Annotated in this window: 18 protein-coding genes; 2 read left to right on the plus strand and 16 right to left on the minus strand. The window is 70.8% G+C overall.

Annotated features, from left to right (window positions below; translation table 11 throughout):
- The first annotated feature begins 239 nt into the window (after nt 1-239).
- Nucleotides 240-1,652, plus strand: a complete 1,413-nt coding sequence (locus tag AC3WRT_RS15210) for a class II fumarate hydratase (protein WP_492723312.1) — start codon at nt 240-242, stop codon at nt 1,650-1,652.
- Nucleotides 1,653-1,833: 181 nt separating this feature from the next.
- Nucleotides 1,834-2,145, plus strand: a complete 312-nt coding sequence (locus AC3WRT_RS15215) for a hypothetical protein (RefSeq protein ID WP_492723313.1) — start codon at nt 1,834-1,836, stop codon at nt 2,143-2,145.
- Nucleotides 2,146-2,155: 10 nt separating this feature from the next.
- Here the strand turns inward: AC3WRT_RS15215 and AC3WRT_RS15220 are convergent, their stop codons facing one another.
- The 16 genes from AC3WRT_RS15220 to AC3WRT_RS15295 form a co-directional block, all read right to left on the minus strand.
- Nucleotides 2,156-3,487 (minus strand): D-arabinono-1,4-lactone oxidase, encoded by a 1,332-nt coding sequence (locus tag AC3WRT_RS15220; protein WP_492723314.1) that lies wholly within the window; start codon nt 3,485-3,487, stop codon nt 2,156-2,158.
- Between the two features lie 85 nt (nt 3,488-3,572).
- On the minus strand, nt 3,573-4,754 hold the full coding sequence (locus AC3WRT_RS15225; RefSeq protein WP_492723315.1) for a type III PLP-dependent enzyme domain-containing protein: 1,182 nt from the start codon (nt 4,752-4,754) through the stop codon (nt 3,573-3,575).
- Nucleotides 4,755-4,895: 141 nt separating this feature from the next.
- Nucleotides 4,896-5,915 (minus strand): polyprenyl synthetase family protein, encoded by a 1,020-nt coding sequence (locus AC3WRT_RS15230; RefSeq protein WP_492723316.1) that lies wholly within the window; start codon nt 5,913-5,915, stop codon nt 4,896-4,898.
- A 31-nt stretch (nt 5,916-5,946) separates the two neighbouring features.
- A complete protein-coding gene (nuoN, locus tag AC3WRT_RS15235; RefSeq protein WP_492723317.1) occupies nt 5,947-7,560 on the minus strand; it encodes an NADH-quinone oxidoreductase subunit NuoN in 1,614 nt (537 codons plus the stop codon).
- The gene (locus tag AC3WRT_RS15240; RefSeq protein WP_492723482.1) at nt 7,557-9,158 is read right to left on the minus strand and encodes an NADH-quinone oxidoreductase subunit M; all 1,602 of its coding nucleotides are present in this window, start codon (nt 9,156-9,158) and stop codon (nt 7,557-7,559) included. Before AC3WRT_RS15240 ends, nuoN begins: the two co-directional genes overlap by 4 nt.
- A gap of 8 nt (nt 9,159-9,166) precedes the next feature.
- Nucleotides 9,167-11,152 (minus strand): NADH-quinone oxidoreductase subunit L, encoded by a 1,986-nt coding sequence (nuoL, locus tag AC3WRT_RS15245; protein ID WP_492723319.1) that lies wholly within the window; start codon nt 11,150-11,152, stop codon nt 9,167-9,169.
- Between the two features lie 15 nt (nt 11,153-11,167).
- Nucleotides 11,168-11,467 (minus strand): NADH-quinone oxidoreductase subunit NuoK, encoded by a 300-nt coding sequence (nuoK, locus tag AC3WRT_RS15250; protein WP_492723321.1) that lies wholly within the window; start codon nt 11,465-11,467, stop codon nt 11,168-11,170.
- Nucleotides 11,464-12,252: an NADH-quinone oxidoreductase subunit J gene (locus AC3WRT_RS15255; RefSeq protein WP_492723323.1), complete on the minus strand. Its 789-nt coding sequence runs from the start codon at nt 12,250-12,252 to the stop codon at nt 11,464-11,466. Before AC3WRT_RS15255 ends, nuoK begins: the two co-directional genes overlap by 4 nt.
- Nucleotides 12,249-13,109: an NADH-quinone oxidoreductase subunit NuoI gene (gene nuoI / locus AC3WRT_RS15260; protein ID WP_492723325.1), complete on the minus strand. Its 861-nt coding sequence runs from the start codon at nt 13,107-13,109 to the stop codon at nt 12,249-12,251. The genes AC3WRT_RS15255 and nuoI overlap by 4 nt, the downstream gene beginning before the upstream one ends.
- Complete coding sequence (gene nuoH, locus AC3WRT_RS15265; protein WP_492723327.1) at nt 13,102-14,514, minus strand: NADH-quinone oxidoreductase subunit NuoH; 1,413 nt, start codon at nt 14,512-14,514, stop codon at nt 13,102-13,104. The genes nuoI and nuoH overlap by 8 nt, the downstream gene beginning before the upstream one ends.
- A complete protein-coding gene (locus tag AC3WRT_RS15270; protein WP_492723329.1) occupies nt 14,511-16,985 on the minus strand; it encodes an NADH-quinone oxidoreductase subunit G in 2,475 nt (824 codons plus the stop codon). The genes nuoH and AC3WRT_RS15270 overlap by 4 nt, the downstream gene beginning before the upstream one ends.
- Nucleotides 16,982-18,325 (minus strand): NADH-quinone oxidoreductase subunit NuoF, encoded by a 1,344-nt coding sequence (nuoF, locus tag AC3WRT_RS15275; RefSeq protein WP_492723331.1) that lies wholly within the window; start codon nt 18,323-18,325, stop codon nt 16,982-16,984. Before nuoF ends, AC3WRT_RS15270 begins: the two co-directional genes overlap by 4 nt.
- A complete protein-coding gene (nuoE, locus tag AC3WRT_RS15280) occupies nt 18,322-19,092 on the minus strand; it encodes an NADH-quinone oxidoreductase subunit NuoE (RefSeq protein ID WP_492723333.1) in 771 nt (256 codons plus the stop codon). The genes nuoF and nuoE overlap by 4 nt, the downstream gene beginning before the upstream one ends.
- Nucleotides 19,089-20,477: an NADH-quinone oxidoreductase subunit D gene (locus AC3WRT_RS15285; protein WP_492723335.1), complete on the minus strand. Its 1,389-nt coding sequence runs from the start codon at nt 20,475-20,477 to the stop codon at nt 19,089-19,091. Before AC3WRT_RS15285 ends, nuoE begins: the two co-directional genes overlap by 4 nt.
- On the minus strand, nt 20,477-21,277 hold the full coding sequence (locus tag AC3WRT_RS15290) for an NADH-quinone oxidoreductase subunit C (protein ID WP_492723337.1): 801 nt from the start codon (nt 21,275-21,277) through the stop codon (nt 20,477-20,479). Before AC3WRT_RS15290 ends, AC3WRT_RS15285 begins: the two co-directional genes overlap by 1 nt.
- A complete protein-coding gene (locus tag AC3WRT_RS15295) occupies nt 21,274-21,828 on the minus strand; it encodes a NuoB/complex I 20 kDa subunit family protein (protein WP_492723339.1) in 555 nt (184 codons plus the stop codon). The genes AC3WRT_RS15290 and AC3WRT_RS15295 overlap by 4 nt, the downstream gene beginning before the upstream one ends.
- Nucleotides 21,829-21,863 lie beyond the last annotated feature (35 nt).

Below are 21,863 nucleotides of genomic sequence, written 5' to 3' on the forward strand. Positions count from 1 at the left end.
CGCCGGTGTCGACAGGCACGGCACGACCGAGCCCGTGCGCGACGCTGCCGCCGTCCTCAGCCCGAGCACACGGCACATGCGGGCGGCGCCGGCCGGGTGGTCGTGCGCCGGCTCCGAGGGCTGCCCGGGCACGGGTCGCGAGGAGCCGGCCACGGCCCGGCACGAATGACCGACCCGGCCGCACACGTGGTCGGGCGGCTGCCCGTGGCCCCAGGATGCATTGCGTGGATGATGGGGGCATGAGCGACGTCGCAACGCAGGGCTTCCGGACCGAGCACGACTCGATGGGCGATGTGCAGGTGCCTGCCGACGCGATGTGGGGCGCGCAGACGGCGCGCGCGGTCGAGAACTTCCCGATCAGTGGACAACCCGTCCCGACCGGAGTCGTGCACGCGCTGGCGCGTCTCAAGGCCGCGGCGGCCGAGGTCAATGCCGACCTCGGCGTCCTCGACGCCGACCGCGCCCGCGCGATCGCCGCAGCGGCCGGTGAGGTGGCGGAGGGCCAGCACGACGACCAGTTCCCCATCGACGTCTTCCAGACCGGCTCGGGCACCTCGACCAACATGAACGTCAACGAGGTCGTGGCCCGCCTGGCACACCTCGAGAGCGACCTCGACGTGCACCCCAACGACCACGTCAACGCCGGCCAGTCGAGCAACGACACCTTCCCGAGCGCGCTGCGTATCGCCGCCACCACGGCCGCGGTCCTCGACCTCGTGCCGTCGCTCGAGCACCTGGCCCTGGCGCTGGCGCGCAAGGAGTCGGAGTTCGCCGACGTCGTCAAGGCAGGGCGCACGCACCTGATGGATGCGGTGCCGGTCACCCTCGGCCAGGAGTTCGGCGGCTACCGCCGGCAGGTCGAGCTCGGGGCGACGCGGGTGCGGGCCGCCGCGGAGGCGACGAGCGAGCTGCCGCTCGGCGGCACGGCGGCGGGCACCGGGCTCAACGCGGCTCCCGGTTTCGCGCGGGCGGTGATCGAGCGGGTGTCGGGCGTCACCGGACTGCCCTTCCGCGAGGCGGCGAACCACTTCGAGGCGCAGTCGGCCCAGGACGCCGTCGTCGAGCTGTCCGGCGCCCTCAAGGTGGTCGCGGTCAGCCTGACGAAGATCTGCAACGACCTGCGCTGGATGAGCTCGGGGCCCCGCACGGGCCTCGGCGAGATCCACCTGCCCGACCTCCAGCCCGGCTCGAGCATCATGCCCGGCAAGGTCAACCCCGTGGTGCCCGAGGCCACGGTGATGGCGTGTGCGCAGGTCATCGGCAACGACGTCGTCATCACCACCGCCGGGGCCGCCGGCAACTTCGAGCTCAACGTCATGCTGCCGGTCATGGCGAAGAACATCCTCGAGTCGATCGGCCTGCTCGCGTCCACGAGCCGCCTGCTCGCCGACCGCTGCGTCGACGGCATCACCGCCGAGGTCGAGCACGCGCGGGCGCTGGCCGAGGGCTCGCCCTCGATCGTCACTCCGCTCAACCGCTACATCGGCTACGAGGCCGCAGCCGCCGTGGTCAAGCAGGCCGTCAAGGAGCGCCGGACGATCCGCGACGTCGTCATCGAGCAGGGCCACGTGGCCGCCGGCAGGCTGACCGAGCAGCAGCTCGACGAGGCCCTGGACGTGCTGTCCATGACCCGGCCCGAGGCCGCAAGCTGACCAAGCGGTGAAGCACACCGGCCGGTCAGCACGCCTGCCGGTCACAGCACCTGTCGGGTTCCAGAGGCCCCCTCTGCGTTGGGTTGCCACGTGACCCAGCCAGCGGCATACGCAGTCGTTCGCCTCTGGGCCACCCGCCGACCCAACGCACAGCGGCTGGCCCCCCCACTAGCGTGAGCCCATGACGCTGGACGACGTCGACGCGTACCTCGACACGCTCGCGGGCTGCCGCGCGCGCCGCACCGACGGGCGCCGGGCGTGGTACGTCGACGGCCTGCTGGTCGCCCGTGCCGACGCCGACGGCACCCTGCTCGTGCGTCTCGGCGGTCGCGACCGCGAGGAGCTCGTGGCGGCGCACCCGCAGACGTTCGTGGTGCCGCCCCGGTGGGAGTCGCACCAGAAGGTGCAGGCCGACCTCGCGGGTGACGCGGACGCGGTCCGGCTGGCGCTGCGCCTCGCGTGGGATCGACAGCGCACGGCGCGGTCGTCGTGAGCCCTCCGGCTCAGGAGCCGAGCACGCGCTCCAGGTAGGGGTTGCCGAAGCGGCGCTCGGGGTCGACCCGGTCGCGCACGGCGAGGAAGTCGTCGAAGCGCGGGTAGACGCCGCGCAGGTAGTCGGCACCGCGGGTGTGGAGCTTGCCCCAGTGGGGGCGGCCACCGTGGTTGCTCGCGATGGCCTCGAAGGCGTCGAAGTAGGCCCCTCGCTCCTGGCGGTGGTAGCGGTGGATCGCGACGTAGCAGCTCTGCCGTTGGTACGCCGTCGAGAGCCAGACGTCGTCCGCGGCCGCCATGCGGCACTCGACCGGGAAGGAGATCCGCTCGTCGTGGGTGTCGACCCACTCCCTCAGCTCGAGCAGCACCTCCGCCAGGCTCGCGCGCGGGAAGGCCCACTCCGACTCCAGGAAGCGCACCTCGCGCGCCGTCACGAAGACCTTGTGCGAGCTGTCGGTGTACTGCCGCTCGCTGAGCGCCCGGGCGGCCAAGGCGTTGATGCCCCTCGTCGAACGAGGCACCCGGGTGGCGACGCGGTTGGTCAGCTCGAAGAACCGGTTGCTCAGCAGGTCGTCGTCGAGCTTCTCGCGCCACGCCGCAAGGGGTCGGCGCGCGGTGCCTTCGGGGACCCGGTTGTTGCGCTTCGTCAGGGTCCGGTCGGTGTGCGGGAACCAGTAGAACTCGAAGTGGTCGTTGCCCTCGGCCGACGCAGCGGCGTGGGCAAGCACCTCGGCCAGCGGTTCGGGCCGCTCGTCGGCGTGCAGCAGGAAGGCGGGGACGACCGACAGAGTGAGCTCGGTGACGATGCCGAGCGCGCCCAGACCGAGACGCGCAGCCTGGAAGAGCTCCGGCTCCCGCGTCGGGGAGCACTCGACCACCGAGCCGTCGGCCAGCACCATGCGCAGGGCACGGATGCCGGCGGACAGCCCTTTGAGCTTCAGCCCGGTGCCGTGGGTGCCGGTGGCGGTCGCGCCCGCGACGCTCTGGCGGTCGATGTCGCCGAGATTCGGCAGGGCGTAGCCGAACGCGGCGAGCTCCTCGTTGAGGACGTGCAGTGGCGTGCCCGCCCGGACCGTGGCCTCACCACGCGTCGAGTCGATCGAGGTGACGCCGGCCAGGGCGCCGAGGCGCAGCTGGACCCCGTCGGTGACGGCCACACCGGTGAACGAGTGACCCGCGCCGATGGCCTTGACCCGCAGGCCGCGCGCCGCCGCGCGCGACACCTCTTCCACGACCTCGGCCTCGCTGGTCGGGGTCGCCACCCGCGCGAGCTTCGAGCGCTCGATGCCGGCCCAGTTGGACCACTCGACGCTGCGGACCACGCCACCCTTCCCGCCGGTCACACCGGGATCCACACCGGGGTCCACGCCATTCGTCACGCCATTCGTCACGCCACTCGTCACGCCACTCGTCACGCCACTGACCGTGTCAGCCAAAGCACTGCCCTTCCCCACGATAGGTCGCGGCCCGCCCGACGACCCGGTCGCCTCCGTCGCTGCTGACGAGCACGAACTCCGGAAAGCGCTCGGCCAGCTCCCCCGCCTTGGCGTGCCGGAACCATATCCGATCTCCCAGTGAGAGCCGGTCGGCCCCCGCTCCCGTCAGCGGCGTCTGGACCTCGCCCGTCCCCTCGCGGCTGCTGAGCTCCAGGTCCTGCTCGGCGAGTGGGGCGGGGACCCGCGCCCACCCGGGCGGCCCGGATGCCACGTAACCACCGGCGTATGCCGTCACCATGCCCGGTCCGGGCCGGCGCACGACCGGGACGGCGAAGTACGCAGCGGGTCGGAGCGAGAGCGCGTCGTAGCCGTCGAAAAGGGTCGGCGCGAAGAGCCCCGACCCGGCGGCGAGCTCGGTCAGCGCCGGGTCGGAGTGGGTGACGTGGAGGCTGCCGGTGCCGCCGCCGTTGACGACGTCGAGGTCGGCCAGCGCGCGGGCAGCCCTGACCACCTCCGCCCGACGGGTGCGCAGCTCGGCGTCGGACGCCCTCTTCATCCGGCGCACCACCAGCGACGAGTCGGGCAGCCCTGCGATCTGGGCGTCGTAGAACATCAGGCCGGCGACGACGAGCCGGCGCTCCTGCGCCCTGCGGATGACCGTCTCCACGTCCGCCGGCGTGCGGGTGGGCGACCGGCGTACGCCCAGGTGCGCCGGCCCGAGCCGCAGGGAGGCGTCGACGTCCACGGCCACCCGCAGGCCCTCGTGGCCGGGCACCTCACGGGCGAGGAAGTCGACGTGCTCGACGCTGTCGACCATGAGGATGACGGCACGCTTCCAGGCCGGGTCGGCGGCCAGCTCGCGCAGGGCCTGGAGGTCGACGCTGGGGTAGGCGACGAGGAGGTTGTCGTGGCCCGCGCGGGCCCACCAGAGGGCCTCGCGGACGGCGTAGCACATGAGCCCCTCGAAGCCGTCACGACCGAGCGCGCGTTCGATGAGCGGCCGGCTGCGCAGGGACTTCGTCGCGATCCGGATCGGCCGGCCTCCGGCCAGCCCGACGAGCGTCGCGGCGTTGGCGTCGAAGGCGTCGAGGTCGACGACGGCGAGCGGCGCGGGCAGGTCGGCGGTCGCTGCCGAGAGGCGCGCCGCGACGGGCGGCGACAGGCGACGAGGCATGCCCTGCACCCTAGCGACCCTCCATCCCCTCCCCGGCCCCTTCACCGAACGCAGCGCTCGGTGTCGAACTCGCTGGTAGGACACTCAGTTCGCGACCGAACGCTGGGTTCGCGCGGCCAGGGTCGGGGTTCGCCGGCGGGGTCAGCCGACGCGGTCGACGACGGAGAGCGCGAGGGCCTGCAGGGCCGCCTTGGCGTCGCTGGCCGGCAGCGGGGCCAGCAGGTCCTGTGCCTGGCGCGCGACGGCATACGTCTCGAGGCGGGCCTGCTCGAGCGCCGGGTGGGCGCGGAACAGCGTCAGGGCCTCGGCCAGGGCGTCCTCGTCGTGCGAGAGGTCGCTGTCGAGCAGCTCGAGCAGGCGGGCGTCAGTGGCGTCGGCGGGGTCCGCCATGGCCCGGAAGCGCAGCACGGCCAGTGTGTCGACGCCTTCGCGCAGGTCGGTGCCGGGCAGCTTGCCGCTCTCGCCGGCGTCCGACGCGATGTCGATGAGGTCGTCGGCGAGCTGGAACGCCACGCCGACCTTCTCGCCGTAGGCGCGCAGGATCTCGACGGTCTCGGCCGTGCCTCCGCTGAACATCGCGCCGTAGCGCCCCGCGGTGGCGATGAGCACGCCGGTCTTGTCGGCGAGGACCTCGAGGTAGTAGTCGACCGGGTCGACTCCCTCGGGGCACGGGCGGTCGTCGCGGATCTGGCCCGAGCAGAGGCGTACGAACGTCTGGGCCTGGATGAGGACCGCCTCGGCGCCGAGACCGGCGACCAGCTCCGAGGCCTTGCCGAAGAGCAGGTCGCCGACGAGGATCGCCGTCGAGTTGTCATAGGCGGCGTTGACCGACTCCACGCCCCGCCGCACGGTCGCCTCGTCCATGACGTCGTCGTGGTAGAGCGAGGCGAGGTGCGTCAGCTCGACTCCGGACGCGGCCCGCACGACGTCGTCGTTGATGCCGTCACCGAGCTCGGCTGCGAGGAGGGTCAGCAGCGGCCGGAACCGCTTGCCGCCCGCCTCGACGAGGTGGCCCGAGGCCCTCGCGATGAACGGGTCCTCGTGGTCGACGACCTGCAGCAGCAGCGCGTCGACGCGGGCGAGGCCGTCACGCAGCCGGGCCGAGAGGTCCGCGCTGGCCCCCGGGATGCCGAGGACCGGCGGGGTGGCGTGGGTCGTCATCGGGCCCCGTGACCGTGCAGCGACAGCGACGTCATCGGACGAACAGCGATGCACGGTCGGCGAGGTCGAGCAGCGACGACGGCAGGACGCCGAGGGCCAGCGTGATGAGCGTGCCGATCGCGATCGAGAAGGTCGTCGACACCGACGGCGTGATGACCTCGACGGCGTCGTCCGGGGCGTCACTGAAGAACATCAGGACGATGACCCGGGCGTAGACGAAGACCGTGATCGCGCTGCACACGACACCGACGACCGCAAGGACCGTACCGGTCGCGCCACCCGTGGCGACCGCTGCGGAGAAGACACCGAACTTCGAGACGAAGCCCGAGGTCAGCGGGATGCCGGCGAAGGCGAGCATGAGGAAGGCGAACGCGCCGGCCACGAGCGGGTAGCGCTTGCCCAGACCCGCCCACTGGGACAGGTGCGTCGCCTCGGCGCCGTTCTGGCGCACGAGCGACACGATGGCGAAGGCCGCGATCGTCGAGAAGCCGTAGGCGACGAGGTAGAAGAGCACCGCGCTGACGCCCCTGCGGTCGAAGGCGAGCACGCCGACGAGGATGAAGCCGGCGTGGGCGATCGAGGAGTAGGCGAGCAGGCGCTTCATGTCGGTCTGGGTGACCGAGAGCACCGAGCCCACGACCATCGTCAGCATCGCGACGATCACGAGCGCGTTGGTCCACTCCCAGCGAGCGGTGTCGAGGCCGACGTACGCGAGGCGCAGGATCGCGCCGAACGCCGCCGCCTTGGTGCAGGCCGCCATGAAACCGGTGACCGGCGTCGGGGCGCCCTGGTAGACGTCGGGGGTCCACGCGTGGAACGGCACGGCAGCGACCTTGAAGAGCAGTCCGACGAAGACGAGGAAGGCCCCCGGCAGCAGCAGCCCGTTCAGCTCGAGCGGTGCCGAGGCGATCGCCCGGGACAGGTCGCCGAAGTACACCGAACCGGCGTAGCCGTAGAGCAGGGCGGTGCCGAAGAGGAAGAAGGCCGAGCTGAAGGCGCCGAGCAGGAAGTACTTCAGCGAGGCCTCCTGCGAGAGGAGGCGACGACGGCGCGCCAGGCCGGACAGGATGTAGAGCGGCAGCGAGAGCACCTCGAGTGCGACGAACATGCCGATGAGGTCGTTCGTCGTCGGGAAGAGCATCATCCCGAAGATCGCGAAGAGCGTCAGCGGGAAGACCTCGGAGGTCAGCGCACCCGCGCGGGCCGCAGCCGTCTCGCTCGCTGAGCCGGGGGTCGAGGCGCCGCTCGGGGTGAACGCGTCGGGGCCCACGCCGCCGAACCGCTCGGACATCGTCAGGACGCCGAGCACGCCCATGAGCAGGATCGTGCCCTGCATGAACAGGGCGAAACCGTCGATGGACAGGGCGAAGAGCTGGTGGCCGGCGGTGCCGTCCGAGAGTCCCATCGTCAGGCCCTGGTGCTTCGCCGCGAGGATGAGCGACGCGGCAGCCACGAGCAGGCCCCCGACGGTCAGCGTCAGCTGGATGGCGTGACGGCGCGCGCGCGGCGCGAAGGCCTCGACGAGCACGCCGACCAGGGCCGTGCCGAAGACGATGAGCAGCGGCAGGATCGCCAGGTAGTCGACGTTCGACTGCTGGAACGCTGCGGGAAGCGTGGGCAGCGCCAGCGGAGCGACGGCGGTCACTTCGAGCTCCCTTCGGCCAAGGTGCCGGTCGGGTTGAGGTTGGGGACGGCTTTCTGAACGTGCGACAGGGTCTTGTCGACGGCCGGGTTGATGACGTTGAGCGCGAGGTTCGGGGCGAACCCGAGCACCACGAAGGCGGCGATCAGCGGCACGGCGACGAGCTTCTCGCGCGTCGTCAGGTCACGCACGGCGGTGAGGCCGCGGCGGCCGGGCTCGTCGAGGCGGTCGTGCTCGCGCACGCCCACCAGACCCTCCGCCCTCGGGCCCGTCATGACCCGCTTGTACATCAGCAGGATGTAGAGCGCCGCCAGGATGATGCCGGCCGTCGCGATGACGGTCCCCACCGGCTGCGTGGAGAAGCTGCCGGCCAGGACGAGGAACTCCGAGACGAAGGTCGAGAGGCCGGGCAGCGCGAGGCCGGCCAGGCCGGCGACGAGGAAGATGCCGGCGAGGGCCGGGGTGATGCGCTGCCACCCCCCGAAGTCGGGGATGCGCTTGCTGCCGCGACGGCGTACGAGCATGGCGGCGAAGAGGAAGAGCGCAGCGGTCGAGAAGCCGTGGTTGACCATGTAGAGGGTCGACCCGGCCTGGCCCACGTTGGTGAAGGCGAAGATGCCCAGCACGATGAAGCCGAAGTGGCTCACCGAGGTGTAGGACACCAGGCGCATCATGTCCGTCTGGCCGATCGCGAGCAGGGCGCCGTAGATGACGGACAGCACCGCGAGGGCCACCACGACGGGCGTCGCCCACGCGCTCGCCTCCGGGAAGAGCTGGAGGCAGAAGCGGATCATCCCGAAGGTGCCGACCTTGTCGAGCACGCCGACGAGCAGCGTCGCCGTCGCCGGCGAGGACTCGGTGGCGGCGTCGGGCAGCCAGGTGTGGAACGGCACCATCGGCGCCTTCACCGCGAAGGCCAAGAAGAAGCCGACGAAGAGCAGCCGCTCCGTGATCGGGTCCATCGAGAGGCCGGTGAGGCGCTCGATGAGGAAGCCGTCGCTGCCGCCGGGGCCCTGCAGGTAGAGGGCGATGACGGCGACGAGCATGATCAGCCCGCCCGCGAGGGAGAAGAGCAGGAACTTCATCGCGGCGTACTGCCTGCGCGGCCCGCCGAAGCGGCCGATGAGGAAGTAGACCGGGATCAGCATGGCCTCGAAGAAGACGTAGAAGAGGAACACGTCGGTGGCCGCGAACACGCCGACCATGAACGTCTCGAGCACGAGGATGAGCGCGAAGTACGTCTTGACGCGCTGTCCGCCGCGGGGGCCGGCCTCCTCGGGCACGTCGTGCCAGGCCGCGAGCAGGCATACCGGGGTCAGCACGAGCGCCATGAGGATCAGCACCAGCGCGATGCCGTCGACGCCGAGGGCGTAGCTCACCCCGAACTGCGGGATCCACGAGTACTGCTCACCGAGCTGGAACTGCGCGGTCGAGGACCGGTCGAACTGCGTCGCGGCCACGATGCCGAGGACGAGCGTGACGAGGGAGACGCCGAGCGCGAGGCGCTTGGCGTTCTCGACACTGCCCGGCACGAAGGCGACGAGCAGCGCGCCGACGAGCGGGACGAGCCCGAGGATCGTCAGCCACGGGACGGTGGACATGTTCGTCATCAGGAGATCACCCAGAGTGCACCGAGGATGGCGACGACGCCCGCGAGCATCGTCAGGGCATAGGAGCGTGCGAAGCCGTTCTGCAGCTTGCGCAGGCGGGAGCTCGTCCCGCCGACGAGGGCGGCGAGGCCGCCGGCGGCACCGTCGACGCCCTTGCTGTCCGCGAAGACGAGCGAGCGCGTGAGGTGGAGGCCGGGCCGCATGAGGAGGGCCTCGTTGACCTGGTCCTGGTAGAGGTCCTTGCGGGCCGCCTGGGTCGCGAGCGAGCCGGTGGGAGCCGTGAGCGGCACCTCGTCACGCCAGTAGCGCAGCCACGCCAACAGCCCGCCGGCCAGCACGAGGACGAGCGTCAGGGCGATCAGTACCGGAACCGGCAGGACGGGGTGGGCACCAGCCGGCTCGGCGCCGGTGACGGGCTCGAGCCAGGTGTTGAAGAGCCCCGTCGGGCCGAGGACGAGCCCGAGGAAGGCCGACCCGACGGCGAGCACGATCATCGGGACCGTCATCAGCCGGCCGGACTCGTGCGGGTGCACGTCGTCGGTCCAGCGCTTCTTGCCGTGGAAGGTCATGAAGAACAGGCGGGACATGTAGAAGGCGGTGATGCCGGCACCGACGAGGGTGGCCGTGCCGAACACCCACGGCCGCCAGCCCTCGCCGATGAAGGCGGCCTCGATGATCCGGTCCTTGGACCAGAAGCCCGAGAACGGGGGCACACCGAGGATCGCGAGCCAGCCGACGGCGAAGGTCGCCCAGGTGATCTTCATGGCGCCCGACAGCCCCCCGAAGCGGCGCATGTCGATCTGGTCGTTCATGCCGTGCATGACCGAGCCGGCGCCGAGGAACATGCCGGCCTTGAAGAAGCCGTGCATGAGCAGGTGGAAGATCGCGAAGGCGTAGCCGACCGGGCCGAGGCCCGCCGCGAGCATCATGTAGCCGATCTGGCTCATCGTGGAGGCCGCGAGGGCCTTCTTGATGTCGTCCTTGGCACAGCCGACGATCGCCCCGAAGAGCAGCGTGATGGCGCCGACGATGACGACGACGAGCTGGGCCGTTGGCGCGGCCTCGAAGACCGGCGCCGAGCGCACGACGAGGTAGACACCGGCCGTGACCATGGTCGCGGCGTGGATCAGCGCCGAGACCGGCGTCGGGCCGGCCATCGCGTCACCGAGCCAGCTCTGCAGCGGGAACTGCGCCGACTTGCCGCAGGCACCGAGCAGCAGCATCAGGCCGATGGCCGTCATGAAGCCCTGGTTGGCGTTGCTGCCGGCGGCCCCGAGCACCGTCTGGAAGTCGACCGCGCCGAAGTGGAAGAACATCAGGATGATCGCGATGGACAGGCCGAAGTCACCCACACGGTTGGCGACGAACGCCTTGTTCGCCGCGGTCGCGTACGCCGGGTTGTGGTTCCAGAAGCCGATCAGCAGGTAGCTGGCCAGGCCCACGCCCTCCCAGCCGACGTAGAGCAGCAGGTAGGAGTTCGCCAGGACGAGCAGCAGCATCGCCGCGACGAACAGGTTGAGGTAGGCGAAGAAGCGGCGCTTGTCGCGGTCGTGCTCCATGTAGCCGAGCGAGTAGACGTGGATCAGCGAGCCGACGAAGGTGATGAGCAGCACGAAGACCAGGGAGAGCTGGTCGACGAGCAGGCCCGCGTTCACCGTGAAGGAGCCGGCTGAGATCCAGTCGAAGAGGTTGACGGACACCGCGCGGTCCTCGGCGCCACGGCCGATCATCGAGAGGATGACGACCGCACCGACGACGAAGGCGGCCCACGAGAGGGCGGTCGCGAGCACGGGACCGAACTTGTCGGTGCGGCGGCCGCCGAGGAGCAACACGGCGGCACCGAGCAGCGGCAGCGCGACGAGCAGCCACGCGTATGCCGTCACCCCGGTGGCGGCGTGCGCCTCACCTTCGTGCGTGGCGAGGCCCACGGCATACGTGCTCAGCGTGCTCGGCGAGCTCGCGAGCGTCTGGACGAGAGTTCCCATTGTGGGCGGCGCTCCTTACAGCTTCAGCAGGTTGGCGTCGTCGACCGAGGCCGAGCGGCGGGCGCGGAAGATCGCCATGATGATGGCGAGTCCCACGACGACCTCCGCGGCTGCGACGACCATGACGAACAGGGCCATGACCTGCCCGTCGAGGGCGCCGTGCAGCCGGGAGAAGGTGACGAGGGCGAGGTTCGTCGCGTTGAGCATGAGCTCGACGCCCATGAAGACGATGATCGCGTTGCGGCGGATCAGCACGGCGGCGGCACCGATGGCGAAGAGCAGCACCGACAGGTTGACGTAGTTCATCAGGCTCATTTGGACCGACCCTCCTCGATCTCGCGCTCCATGTGGCGCTCGACGTCCTTGAGGCCCTCGGCGGTGGCGACCTGGTCGCGCGCCACGAGGACACGCGAGACGGACAGGTCGCTCGGCGTGCCGTCGGGCAGCAGCGCCGGGGTGTCGACCGCGTTGTGGCGGGCGTACACACCGGGCACGGGCAGGCCGGCGACGTTCTTGTTCTCGCGCACGCGCTTGGCGGCCCACTCGGCCTGGGTGATGCGCGGCGTGAGGCGCTCGCGGTGGGCGAGCACCATGGCGCCCAGCGCGGCGGTGATGAGCAGCGCGGAGGTGATCTCGAAGATCCAGACGTACTGGCCGAAGATCAGCTCGGCGATGCCCGTCACGTTGCCGGTGTCGGCGTTGCTCGCGACGAGCTTGTCCATGCCGGCCTGAACGCTCTGCTGGTCGAGGACGACCTGCCCGATCGAGAAGACAAGCACGCCGGCGAGGCCGATGACGAGCAGGAACGCCGCCCAGCGCTGGCCCTTGATGGTCTCGACGACGGAGTCGGAGGAGTCGACGCCGACGAGCATGAGGACGAAGAGGAAGAGCATCATCACGGCGCCGGTGTAGACGAACACCTGCACGATGCCGAGGAAGTCGGCCTTCTGCATGATGTAGAAGATCCCGAGGGTGCACATGACGAGCGCCATGCCGAGGGCGGCGTGGACGGCCTTCCTGGCGAACAGCAGGCCCAGCGCGGCGATGACCGCGATCGGGGCCAGCACCCAGAAGCCGACGGCTTCGGCGGTGGAGGTCACGGGTTGGCCCCTTCCCTGGTCTGTGCTGCGGTGGGGTGCCCGGCGTGGGCGACGTCGTGCTCGCCCGGGACGGCCGCGGCCGCGTTGCCGGGGCGGCCGCCGGCGCCGGTGATCGAGGGCGCGGTGCTGCCGTCGTCGTCGAGGTCGTCGACGTCGCCGTCAGCCGTGCCGGCGTCGCGAGCGCCGACGTATGCCTTCTGCTCGGCGGTCGCGCCGGTGACCTTGCCCTGGTAGTAGTCGCGCTCCTCCAGGCCGTCGGCCATCGGGAACGGCGGCGGCAGCATCCCGCCCTGCAGGGGTGCGAGCAGCTGGTCCTTGGTGAAGATGAGCTTGCCGCGGTCGTTGTCGGCCAGCTCGTAGAAGTTCGTCATCGTCAGGGCGCGGGTCGGGCAGGCCTCGATGCACAGGCCGCAGAAGATGCAGCGCAGGTAGTTGATCTGGTAGACGCGGCCGTAGCGCTCGCCGGGGCTGAAGCGGCCCTTGCCACCCTGCTCGAGCGGCGTGTCGTCGTTGTCGGCGCCCTCGACGAGGATCGCGTCGGCCGGGCAGGCCCACGCACACAGCTCACAGCCGACGCACTTCTCGAGGCCGTCGGGGTGACGGTTGAGCTGGTGGCGGCCGTGGAAGCGCGGCGCGGTCGGGCGCGGCTTCTCGGGGTACTCCTCGGTGGCGACCTTGCGGAACATCGTGGAGAACGACACCCCGAACCCGGCCACCGGGGCGAAGAGCTCGGACAGGAAACCCTTGTCGCGCTCGTCCTTGGCGGGCCGCTGGCCACGCGGCGCGCCGACCTCCGAACCCGTGGGATTGCCGGGGCTCTGGGGCGACACGTCCTTGCCGACGGTGTCGTCAGGCATGGTCCTCCTCCTTGCGGGGGGTCGAGGTGCTCGAGGTGCTGGCGGTCGTGAGCACGGGCTCGCGGGACGCGGCCAGGCGCGGGGTGGGCTCGGCGAGGCGCTGGCCGGGCAGCGGCGGCACGGGGTAGCCGTCCTCGAAGGGGTCGACCTCCTCGGGCGGGGTCTCCTCCTCGGCGGCGGCCCTGGCGGCGCGCTTGTCGTCCCAGATCCACGCCGCGGCGAGCGCGATGACGGCGACGATGCTGACGATGACCACGGTGGCGACGGAGAGCTCCCGGCCGGCGAAGGTCAGCTTGCTGTCGCCGAGGAAGCCCAGCTGGGCGCCGCGGATGAAGGCGACGGCGACGACCCAGGCGAGGGTGATCGGGATGAGGAACTTCCAGCCGAAGCGCATGAACTGGTCGTAGCGCACGCGCGGCAGGGAACCGCGCAGCCAGACGAAGATGAACATGAACAGCCACAGCTTGGCGGTGAACCACAGCAGGCCCCACCAGCCGCCGCCGAACATGTTGTCGTTGATGGCCGAGATGATCGGCGGTGCCTGCCAGCCGCCGAGGAACAGGGTGGTGGCGAGGGCCGAGACGGTGAACATGTTGACGTACTCGCCGAGGAAGAACATCGCGAAGCGCATCGAGGAGTACTCGGTGTGGAAGCCACCCGTGAGCTCACCCTCGCCCTCGGCGAGGTCGAAGGGCAGGCGGTTGGTCTCGCCGACCATGGTGATGACGTAGACGGCGAAGCTGAAGAACGCCGGGAGGATGTACCAGAGCGAGCTCTGCGCCGACACGATCGCCGAGGTCGACATCGAGCCGCTGTAGAGGAAGATCGCGACGAGCGAGAGCCCCATGGCGATCTCGTAGCTGATCACCTGGGCGGTCGAGCGCAGGCCACCGAGCAGCGGGTAGGTCGAGCCGGAGCTCCACCCGGCGAGGATGATGCCGTAGACGCCGACCGAGGCGACGGCGAGCACGAGGAGCACGGCCACCGGGACGTCGGTCACCTGCAGCGGTGTCTCGTGGCCGAAGATCGACACCGTGCCGCCGACGGGGATGATCGCGAACGACACGAAGGCCATCGTGGCGGCGATGAGCGGCGCCAGCGTGTAGATGAGCTTCTCCGCGTTGGCCGGCGTGATGTCTTCCTTGAGCATCGACTTCATGCCGTCGGCGAGGGTCTGCAGCAGCCCGAAGGGTCCGTTGCGGTTGGGCCCCGGGCGCTGCTGCATGCGGCCGATGACGCGGCGCTCGAACCAGATGACGAGCAGCGTCGAGATGAGCAGGTAGACGAAGATGCCGACGGCCTTGATGAGCGACAGCCACCACGGGGTGTCGCTGAAGTTCGCCGTGGGGTTCTCGGTCGCGGGCAGCGCGGCCGCCACCCCGTATGCGGTCAGGCCGAGGCTCATGCCGCACCACCCTTCGTGACGTGGACGCGGCCCCCGGCGTCGGTGCCGAGGCCGGCGCGGACGGAGCAGTCCTGGTTGGTCGAGCGCGAGTTGGTCGGGAGCCAGACGACGCCGTCGACCATGCCCTCGGTGACGACCGCGGGCAGCGTGACGCTGCCGATCGGGCCGGTGACCGTGACGTGGTCGCCGTCTTCGACGCCGAGTCCGGCGGCCGAGGAGACCGAGAGCCGGGCCACGGCCAGCGGCGCGGTGCCGGCCAGGAACGGCTCGCCGTCCTGCATCCGGCCGGCGTCGAGGAGCGTGGCCCACGTCGACAAGGTGAAGTCACCGGTGCCGTCGGGCGCCGCGGCGGCACGCTGGCCGGCCGGCGCGCTGGTGGCGCGCGCACCGCCCCACGGGCCGAGCGCCTCGAACTGGGCCTGGATCTCGTGCTGCGTGCGGGTCTCGAGGAAGTGGCCCATCTCGCTGGCCAGCATGTCGAGCGCCCGGTGGTCGCTCACGGCGTTGCTCTCGAGGGCCTCCTCGAAGGCGCGGACGCGGCCCTCCCAGTCGACGAACGTGCCGGCCTTCTCGGACTGCGAGGCAACCGGGAGGACGACGTCGGCGACGGCGGTGACGGGCGACTCGCGCAGCTCGAGGGAGACGACGAACGCCTTCTCGAGGGCCACGGCAGCAGCCGGGTCACCGAGGTCGGACGGGTCGACGCCACCCACGAGCAGGGCCTGGATGTCTCCCGCAGCGGCGGCCGCGACGATGCCGGCCGTGTCGCGCGGCGGCGTCGCGGGCACGTGGTCGACGTCCCAGACGCGGGCCACCTCGGCACGGGCCGTGGCGTCGGAGACAGGACGCCCGCCGGGCAGGAGCGCACCGAGCGCACCGGCCTCGAGGGCACCGCGCTCCCCCGCCCGGCGCGGGACCCACGCGAGGCGGGCGCCCGTGGCGGCGGCGAGGTCGGCGGCGGCGCGCAGGGCGCCGGGCGAGGTGGCGAGGCGCTCTCCGACGAGGACGATGCCGCCCTCGGTGAGGGCCGCACGAGCCGTCGCGAGGAGCTCGGTGCGAGGCTCGGTCGCGCCGAGATCGGCCAGGGCCGACGCCTCGTGGCCCGGAACGGTCGGCAGCAGGGTGCCACCGAGCTTGGTGAGGCCGCGCGTCGCGTGGGACGCGACGGCATACACCTGCGTCTTGTGGTGGCGGTAGGCCTTCCGCAGGCGCAGGAAGACGATCGGGCTCTCGTCCTCGGGCTCGAAGCCGACGAGGAGCACGGCCTTGGCCTGCTCGAGGTCGGCGTAGGTCACCGAGCCGCCCTCGGGGCCGGTGGCGGCCACGTGCTCGCCGAGGAAGGCGACCTCCTCGGCGGAGTGCGGGCGGGCGCGGAAGTCGACGTCATTGGTGCCGAGCACGACGCGCGCGAACTTGCCGTAGGCGTAGGCGTCCTCGGCGGACACGCGGCCACCGACGAGCACGCCGGCGGCGGCAGCCCGGGAGAGGCCGGCCGCAGCGGCGGCGAGGGCCTCGGGCCACCCGACGACCTTGAGCTCGCCGTCGGTGTCACGCACCATCGGCAGCTGCACGCGGTCGGGCAGCGTGGCGTAGGTGAACGCCCAGCGGCCCTTGTCGCAGTTCCACTCCTCGTTGACGGCCTGGTCCTCGGCGGCCAGACGGCGCAGCACGACGCCGCGGCGGTGGTCGGTGCGCATGGCGCAGCCGCTCGCGCAGTGCTCGCAGACCGACGACGTCGACACGAGGTCGAACGGACGGCTGCGGAAGCGGTAGGCGGCACCGGTGAGCGCGCCGACCGGGCAGATCTGGACGGTGTTGCCCGAGAAGTAGCTCTCGAAGGGCTTCTCCTCGTAGATGCCGATCTGCTGCAGGGCGCCACGCTCGACGAGCGCGATGAAGGGGTCGCCGGCGATCTGGTCGGAGAAGCGGGTGCAGCGGGCACAGAGCACGCACCGCTCGCGGTCGAGCAGCACCTGCGAGGAGATGTTGACCGGCTTGGGGTAGGTGCGCTTGACGTCCTCGAAGCGGGACACCGCGCGACCGGCGCTCATCGCCTGGTTCTGCAGGGGGCACTCGCCGCCCTTGTCGCAGACCGGGCAGTCGAGCGGGTGGTTGATCAAGAGCAGCTCCATGACGCCCTGCTGCGCCTTGTCGGCGACCGTGGACGTGGCTTGGGTGTTGACGACCATGCCCTCGGAGACCGTCATGGTGCACGACGCCTGCGGCTTGGGCATCGGCCGGACGTTGCCCTCGCGGTCGGGCATCGCGACGTCGACGAGGCACTGGCGGCACGCCCCGACGGGCTCGAGCAGCGGGTGGTCGCAGAAGCGCGGGATCTCGACGCCGATCGTCTCGGCGGCCCGGATCACCAGCGTGCCCTTGGGCGCGCTGACGGGGACGCCGTCGATGGTCAGCCTGACGAGGTCCTGGGCGGCCTTCGTCCCGGTCGGGTTCGAAGCAGTGGTGGTCATGCGGACACCATCCCGCTGGACTCCTTGGTCTGGACCTGTGGCTGGACGGGGAAGAGGACCGACCGCTCCGGCGGGAACAGCTCGTGGGCCGGCGTGTGCATGCCGGCCTCGAACTCCTCGCGGAAGTGCTGGACGGCGGAGGTGATCGGGCTCGTCGCCGCGTCACCGAGTGCGCAGAAGCTGCGGCCGAGGATGTTGTCGCAGATGTCGACGAGCTTGTCGATGTCGTCCTGCGTGCCCTGGCCCGCCTCGATGCGGTTCATGATCTGGCGCAGCCACCACGTGCCCTCGCGGCACGGCGTGCACTTGCCGCACGACTCGTGGGCGTAGAAGTCGGTCCAGCGCGCGACCGCGCGCACGACCGAGACCGTCTCGTCGAAGACCTGCAGCGCGCGCGTGCCGAGCATCGAGCCGGCGGCGGCGACCGAGTCGAAGTCGAGCGGCACGTCGAGGTGCTCCTCGGTGAAGATCGGCGTCGAGCTGCCACCCGGCGTCCAGAACTTCAGCTTGCGCCCGCCGCGCATGCCGCCCGCCAGGTCGATGAGCTCGCGCATGGTGATGCCGAGCGGGGCCTCGAACTGGCCCGGGTTGGTGACGTGGCCGGACAGGCTGAAGATGCCGAAGCCCGTGGACTTCTCGGTGCCCATGCCCTTGAACCAGTCGGAGCCCTCGAGGATGATCCCGGGCACCGAGGCGATGGACTCCACGTTGTTGACCGACGTCGGACGGGCGTAGAGACCCGCGGCGCCGGGGAACGGCGGCTTGAGGCGCGGCTGGCCGCGGCGGCCCTCGAGCGAGTCGAGCAGGGCCGTCTCCTCGCCGCAGATGTAGGCGCCGGCACCGGCGTGGACGGTGATGTCGACCGTGACGCCCTTGCCGCCGACGTCGGTGCCGAGGTGGCCGGCAGCGCGGGCCTCCTCGACCGCACGCAGCAGGCGGCGGTAGACGTGGACGACCTCGCCGCGGAGGTAGATGAAGGCGTGCTCGCAGCCGATCGCGTACGAGGCGATGATGACGCCCTCGATGAGCGCGTGCGGGTTGGCCATCATGAGCGGCACGTCCTTGCACGTGCCCGGCTCGGACTCGTCGGCGTTGACGACGAGGTAGCGCGGGCCGCCGTCGGGCGGGCTCATGAACGACCACTTCATCCCGGTGGGGAAGCCCGCACCTCCGCGCCCGCGGATGCTGGAGTCCTTGACGGCGTCGATGATCGCCTGCGGCTCCATCTCGAGCGCCTTGGTGAGGGCCTTGTAGCCGTCGTGGCGCTCGTAGGTGGCGAGGGTCCAGGACTGGGGGTCGTCCCAGAACTTCGTGAGGATCGGGGTCAGGGTGTCGGTCACTTCGATCCGTCCTTCGCGTCGGCCTGCGCGGGCTGTGGAGCGCGAGAGCCGTTGCTGCCGTCGGCGCCCGGGGCGGTCCAGCCGCGGTCGTTGGCGATCTTGAGGCCGAGCAGCGACGCCGGCCCGGCGCCCACGCCCTCGTCGGCGCGGCCGTCCTCGAAGCCCGCGAGCACCCGCGAGACCTCCTTGAAGCTGCAGACCTTGGCCGCACCCCGGGTGGGGGTGACGTCCTTGCCGGCCCGCAGGTCCTCGACGAGACCGATCGTGCTCTCGGGGGTCTGGTTGTCGAAGAACTCCCAGTTGGCCATGACGACAGGCGCGTAGTCGCACGCCGCGTTGCACTCGACGCGCTCGAGGGTGATCTTGCCGTCCTCGGTCGTCTCGTCGTGGCCGATGCCCAGGTGCTCGGAGACGCGGTCGAAGATCAGGTCGCCGCCCATGATCGCGCACAGGGTGTTGGTGCAGACGCCCACGGTGAACTCACCGTTGGGGTGGCGCTTGTACTGCGTGTAGAAGGTGGCGACGCCGCTGACCTCGGCCTCGGTGAGGTCGAGCACCTCGGCGCAGAAGCTCACCCCACGACCTGTGACATAGCCGTCCACGGACTGCACGAGGTGCAGCAGCGGCAGCAGCGCCGAGCGCTTCTGCGGGTAGCGGCCGATGACCTCGGCTGCGTCGGCGTGCAGCCTCTCGAGCACGTCGGCGGCATACGGCGCCTTGGACTCGGGACTGACGTGCAGGTGGCCTGAAGCGTCGTGACCGCTCAACGGTCCACACCTCCCATGACGGGGTCGATCGAGGCCACGGCGACGATGACGTCGGCGATCTGGCTGCCTTCGCACATCGCGGCCACGGCCTGCAGGTTGTTGAAGCTCGGGTCGCGGAAGTGCGCGCGGTAGGGGCGGGTGCCGCCGTCGGAGACGATGTGGCAGCCGAGCTCGCCCTTCGGCGACTCGATGGCCACGTACGCCTGGCCGGGCGGCACCCGGAAGCCCTCGGTGACGAGCTTGAAGTGGTGGATCAGCGACTCCATCGAGGTGCCCATGATCTCGCGGATGTGGTCGAGGCTGTTGCCCAGGCCGTCGCTGCCGAGGGCCAGCTGAGCGGGCCAGGCGATCTTCTTGTCGGTGACCATGACCGGCCCCTCGCCCGCCTGGAGACGGTCGGTGGCCTGCTCGATGATCTTCAGCGACTCGTACATCTCGTCGATGCGGATGCGCAGGCGGCCGTAGGCGTCCTGGCTCGTGCGGGTCTTGACCTCGAAGTCGTACGTCTCGTAGCCGCAGTAGGGGTCGAGCTTGCGCAGGTCGTGCGGCAGGCCCGTCGAGCGCAGCACCGGACCGGTGATGCCGAGCGCCATGCAGCCGGCCAGGTTGAGCACGCCGACGTCGACGGTGCGGCCCTTGAGGATGGGGTTCTCGTTGAGGAGGGCCTCGAGCTCGCCGAGGCCGCGCCGCACCTCCGGCACCATCTCGCGCAGCGCGTCGATGGACCCGGGCGGGAGGTCCTGGGCCACGCCGCCGGGGCGGATGTAGGCGTTGTTCATGCGCAGCCCGGTCACCATCTCGATGACCCGCAGCAGGCGCTCGCGCTCGCGGAAGGCGACGGTCATGACGGTCGTCGCGCCCATCTCCATGCCGCCGGTGCCCAAGGCGATGAGGTGGCTGCTGATCCGCGTCATCTCCATCATGAGCACGCGGATGACGCTGGCGCGCTCGGGGATCTGGTCGGTGATGCCGAGCAGCTTCTCGATCGCGAGGCAGTAGGCGGCCTCCTGGAACATGGGCGTGAGGTAGTCCATGCGCGTGCAGAACGTGACGCCCTGCACCCAGGAGCGGTACTCCATGTTCTTCTCGATGCCGGTGTGGAGGTAGCCGATGCCCGCCCGGGCCTCGGTCACCGTCTCGCCGTCGATCTCGAGGATGAGGCGCAGCACGCCGTGCGTCGACGGGTGCTGGGGCCCCATGTTGACGACGATGCGCTCCTCGCCGAGCGAGGTGGCCTCGTCGACGAGGTCGTTCCAGTCGCCGCCGGCGGCGTTGAAGACGTGGGCGCCCTCACTGGCCTGCTCGTCGGCCACGGACGTGGCATAGACGTCGTTGGCGCCGGCGTCCGGCACCTCGGTCTGGGTGAACTCGGTGTGCGTGCTCATCAGGTGTACGACCTCCGCTGGTCCGGCGGCGGGATGGTGGCGCCCTTGTACTCGACGGGGATGCCGCCGAGGGGGTAGTCCTTCCGCTGCGGGTGGCCCGGCCAGTCGTCGGGCATGAGGATTCGGGTGAGGGCCGGGTGGCCGTCGAACTCGATGCCGAACATGTCCCACGTCTCGCGCTCGTGCCAGTCGTTGGCCGGGTAGACGGAGACGATCGACGGGATGTGGCGGTCGTCGTCGGGGCACGAGACCTCGACGCGGACGCGTCTGCCGCCGTGGGTGATCGACAGGAAGTGGTAGACCGCGTGCAGCTCCTCGCCGGCGCGGTCGGGGTAGTGCACGCCGGAGACGCCGGTGCAGATCTCGAAGCGGAGCGAGGCGTCGTCGCGCAGGACGCGGGCCACGGCCACCAGGTGCTCGCGGCGGACGTGGATCGTCATCTCGCCGCGGTCGACCACGACGGCCGAGACCGCCTCGGCGTAGGAGGCGGTGCCGCCGACGAGGCCGCGCTCGAGGTTGTCGGCGATCTCGTCGAAGTAGCTGCCGTAGGGGCGCTGCGCAGCGCCGGCGATGAGGATCGGGCGCACGAGGCGGCTGTAGCCGGTCGTGTCGCCGCCCTGGGTGACGCCGAACATGCCGCGCCGGACCCCGACGACGACCGGCTCGGCGCCGGCGGCGGCGTTCTGGCGGATCTCGATCTCGTTGGGCGTGAGGCCGGAGCTCTGGTCCTTGGTCGTGTCGGCGTTGACCGCGTTGCCAGTAGCCTTGCCGTCCGCTGGCTTCTTCTCGTCCCCGCTCATGCGAGCAGGCCCTTCATCTGGTGCGTCGGCGTCGCCGAGAGCGCGGCGACCTCCGCGGCCTTGGCGGCGGCCTCGCGGTTGACGCCGAGCGGCGAGGTCTCGATCTGGTGGTGCAGCTCGATGATGGCGTTGAGCAGCATCTGCGGGCGCGGCGGGCAGCCGGGCAGGTAGATGTCGACCGGGATGATGTGGTCGACGCCCTGCACGATCGCGTAGTTGTTGAACATCCCGCCCGAGCTGGCGCAGACACCCATCGCGATGACCCACTTGGGGTTGGGCATCTGGTCGTAGACCTGGCGCACGACCGGGGCCATCTTCTGGCTGACGCGTCCGGCGACGATCATCAGGTCGGCCTGGCGAGGAGTCGCCGAGAAGCGCTCCATGCCGAAGCGGGCGATGTCGTAGTCGGGGGTGCCCACCGCCATCATCTCGATGGCGCAGCAGGCGAGGCCGAAGGTGGCCGGCCAGATCGAGGCCTTGCGCATGTAGCCGGCGAGGCCCTCGACGGTCGAGAGCAGGAACCCGGACGGGAGCTTCTCTTCGAGACCCATTGCTTACTCCTTAACTTTCCCTACGAACCCGGTGG

This window comes from Terrabacter sp. FW104-15G4B (assembly GCF_058790095.1).

Bases quoted from the DNA above. Each gene is read 5' to 3' on its own strand.
- AC3WRT_RS15270 (WP_492723329.1), bottom strand. From the start codon at position 16,985: ATGACCACCACTGCTTCGAACCCGACCGGGACGAAGGCCGCCCAGGAC.
- nuoH (WP_492723327.1), bottom strand. From the start codon at position 14,514: ATGAGCCTCGGCCTGACCGCATACGGGGTGGCGGCCGCGCTGCCCGCG.
- nuoL (WP_492723319.1), bottom strand. From the start codon at position 11,152: ATGGGAACTCTCGTCCAGACGCTCGCGAGCTCGCCGAGCACGCTGAGC.
- AC3WRT_RS15215 (WP_492723313.1), top strand. From the start codon at position 1,834: ATGACGCTGGACGACGTCGACGCGTACCTCGACACGCTCGCGGGCTGC.
- AC3WRT_RS15285 (WP_492723335.1), bottom strand. From the start codon at position 20,477: ATGAGCACGCACACCGAGTTCACCCAGACCGAGGTGCCGGACGCCGGC.
- nuoI (WP_492723325.1), bottom strand. From the start codon at position 13,109: ATGCCTGACGACACCGTCGGCAAGGACGTGTCGCCCCAGAGCCCCGGC.
- AC3WRT_RS15240 (WP_492723482.1), bottom strand. From the start codon at position 9,158: ATGTCCACCGTCCCGTGGCTGACGATCCTCGGGCTCGTCCCGCTCGTC.
- nuoK (WP_492723321.1), bottom strand. From the start codon at position 11,467: ATGAGCCTGATGAACTACGTCAACCTGTCGGTGCTGCTCTTCGCCATC.
- AC3WRT_RS15295 (WP_492723339.1), bottom strand. From the start codon at position 21,828: ATGGGTCTCGAAGAGAAGCTCCCGTCCGGGTTCCTGCTCTCGACCGTC.
- AC3WRT_RS15230 (WP_492723316.1), bottom strand. From the start codon at position 5,915: ATGACGACCCACGCCACCCCGCCGGTCCTCGGCATCCCGGGGGCCAGC.
- AC3WRT_RS15225 (WP_492723315.1), bottom strand. From the start codon at position 4,754: ATGCCTCGTCGCCTGTCGCCGCCCGTCGCGGCGCGCCTCTCGGCAGCG.
- AC3WRT_RS15210 (WP_492723312.1), top strand. From the start codon at position 240: ATGAGCGACGTCGCAACGCAGGGCTTCCGGACCGAGCACGACTCGATG.
- AC3WRT_RS15290 (WP_492723337.1), bottom strand. From the start codon at position 21,277: ATGAGCGGGGACGAGAAGAAGCCAGCGGACGGCAAGGCTACTGGCAAC.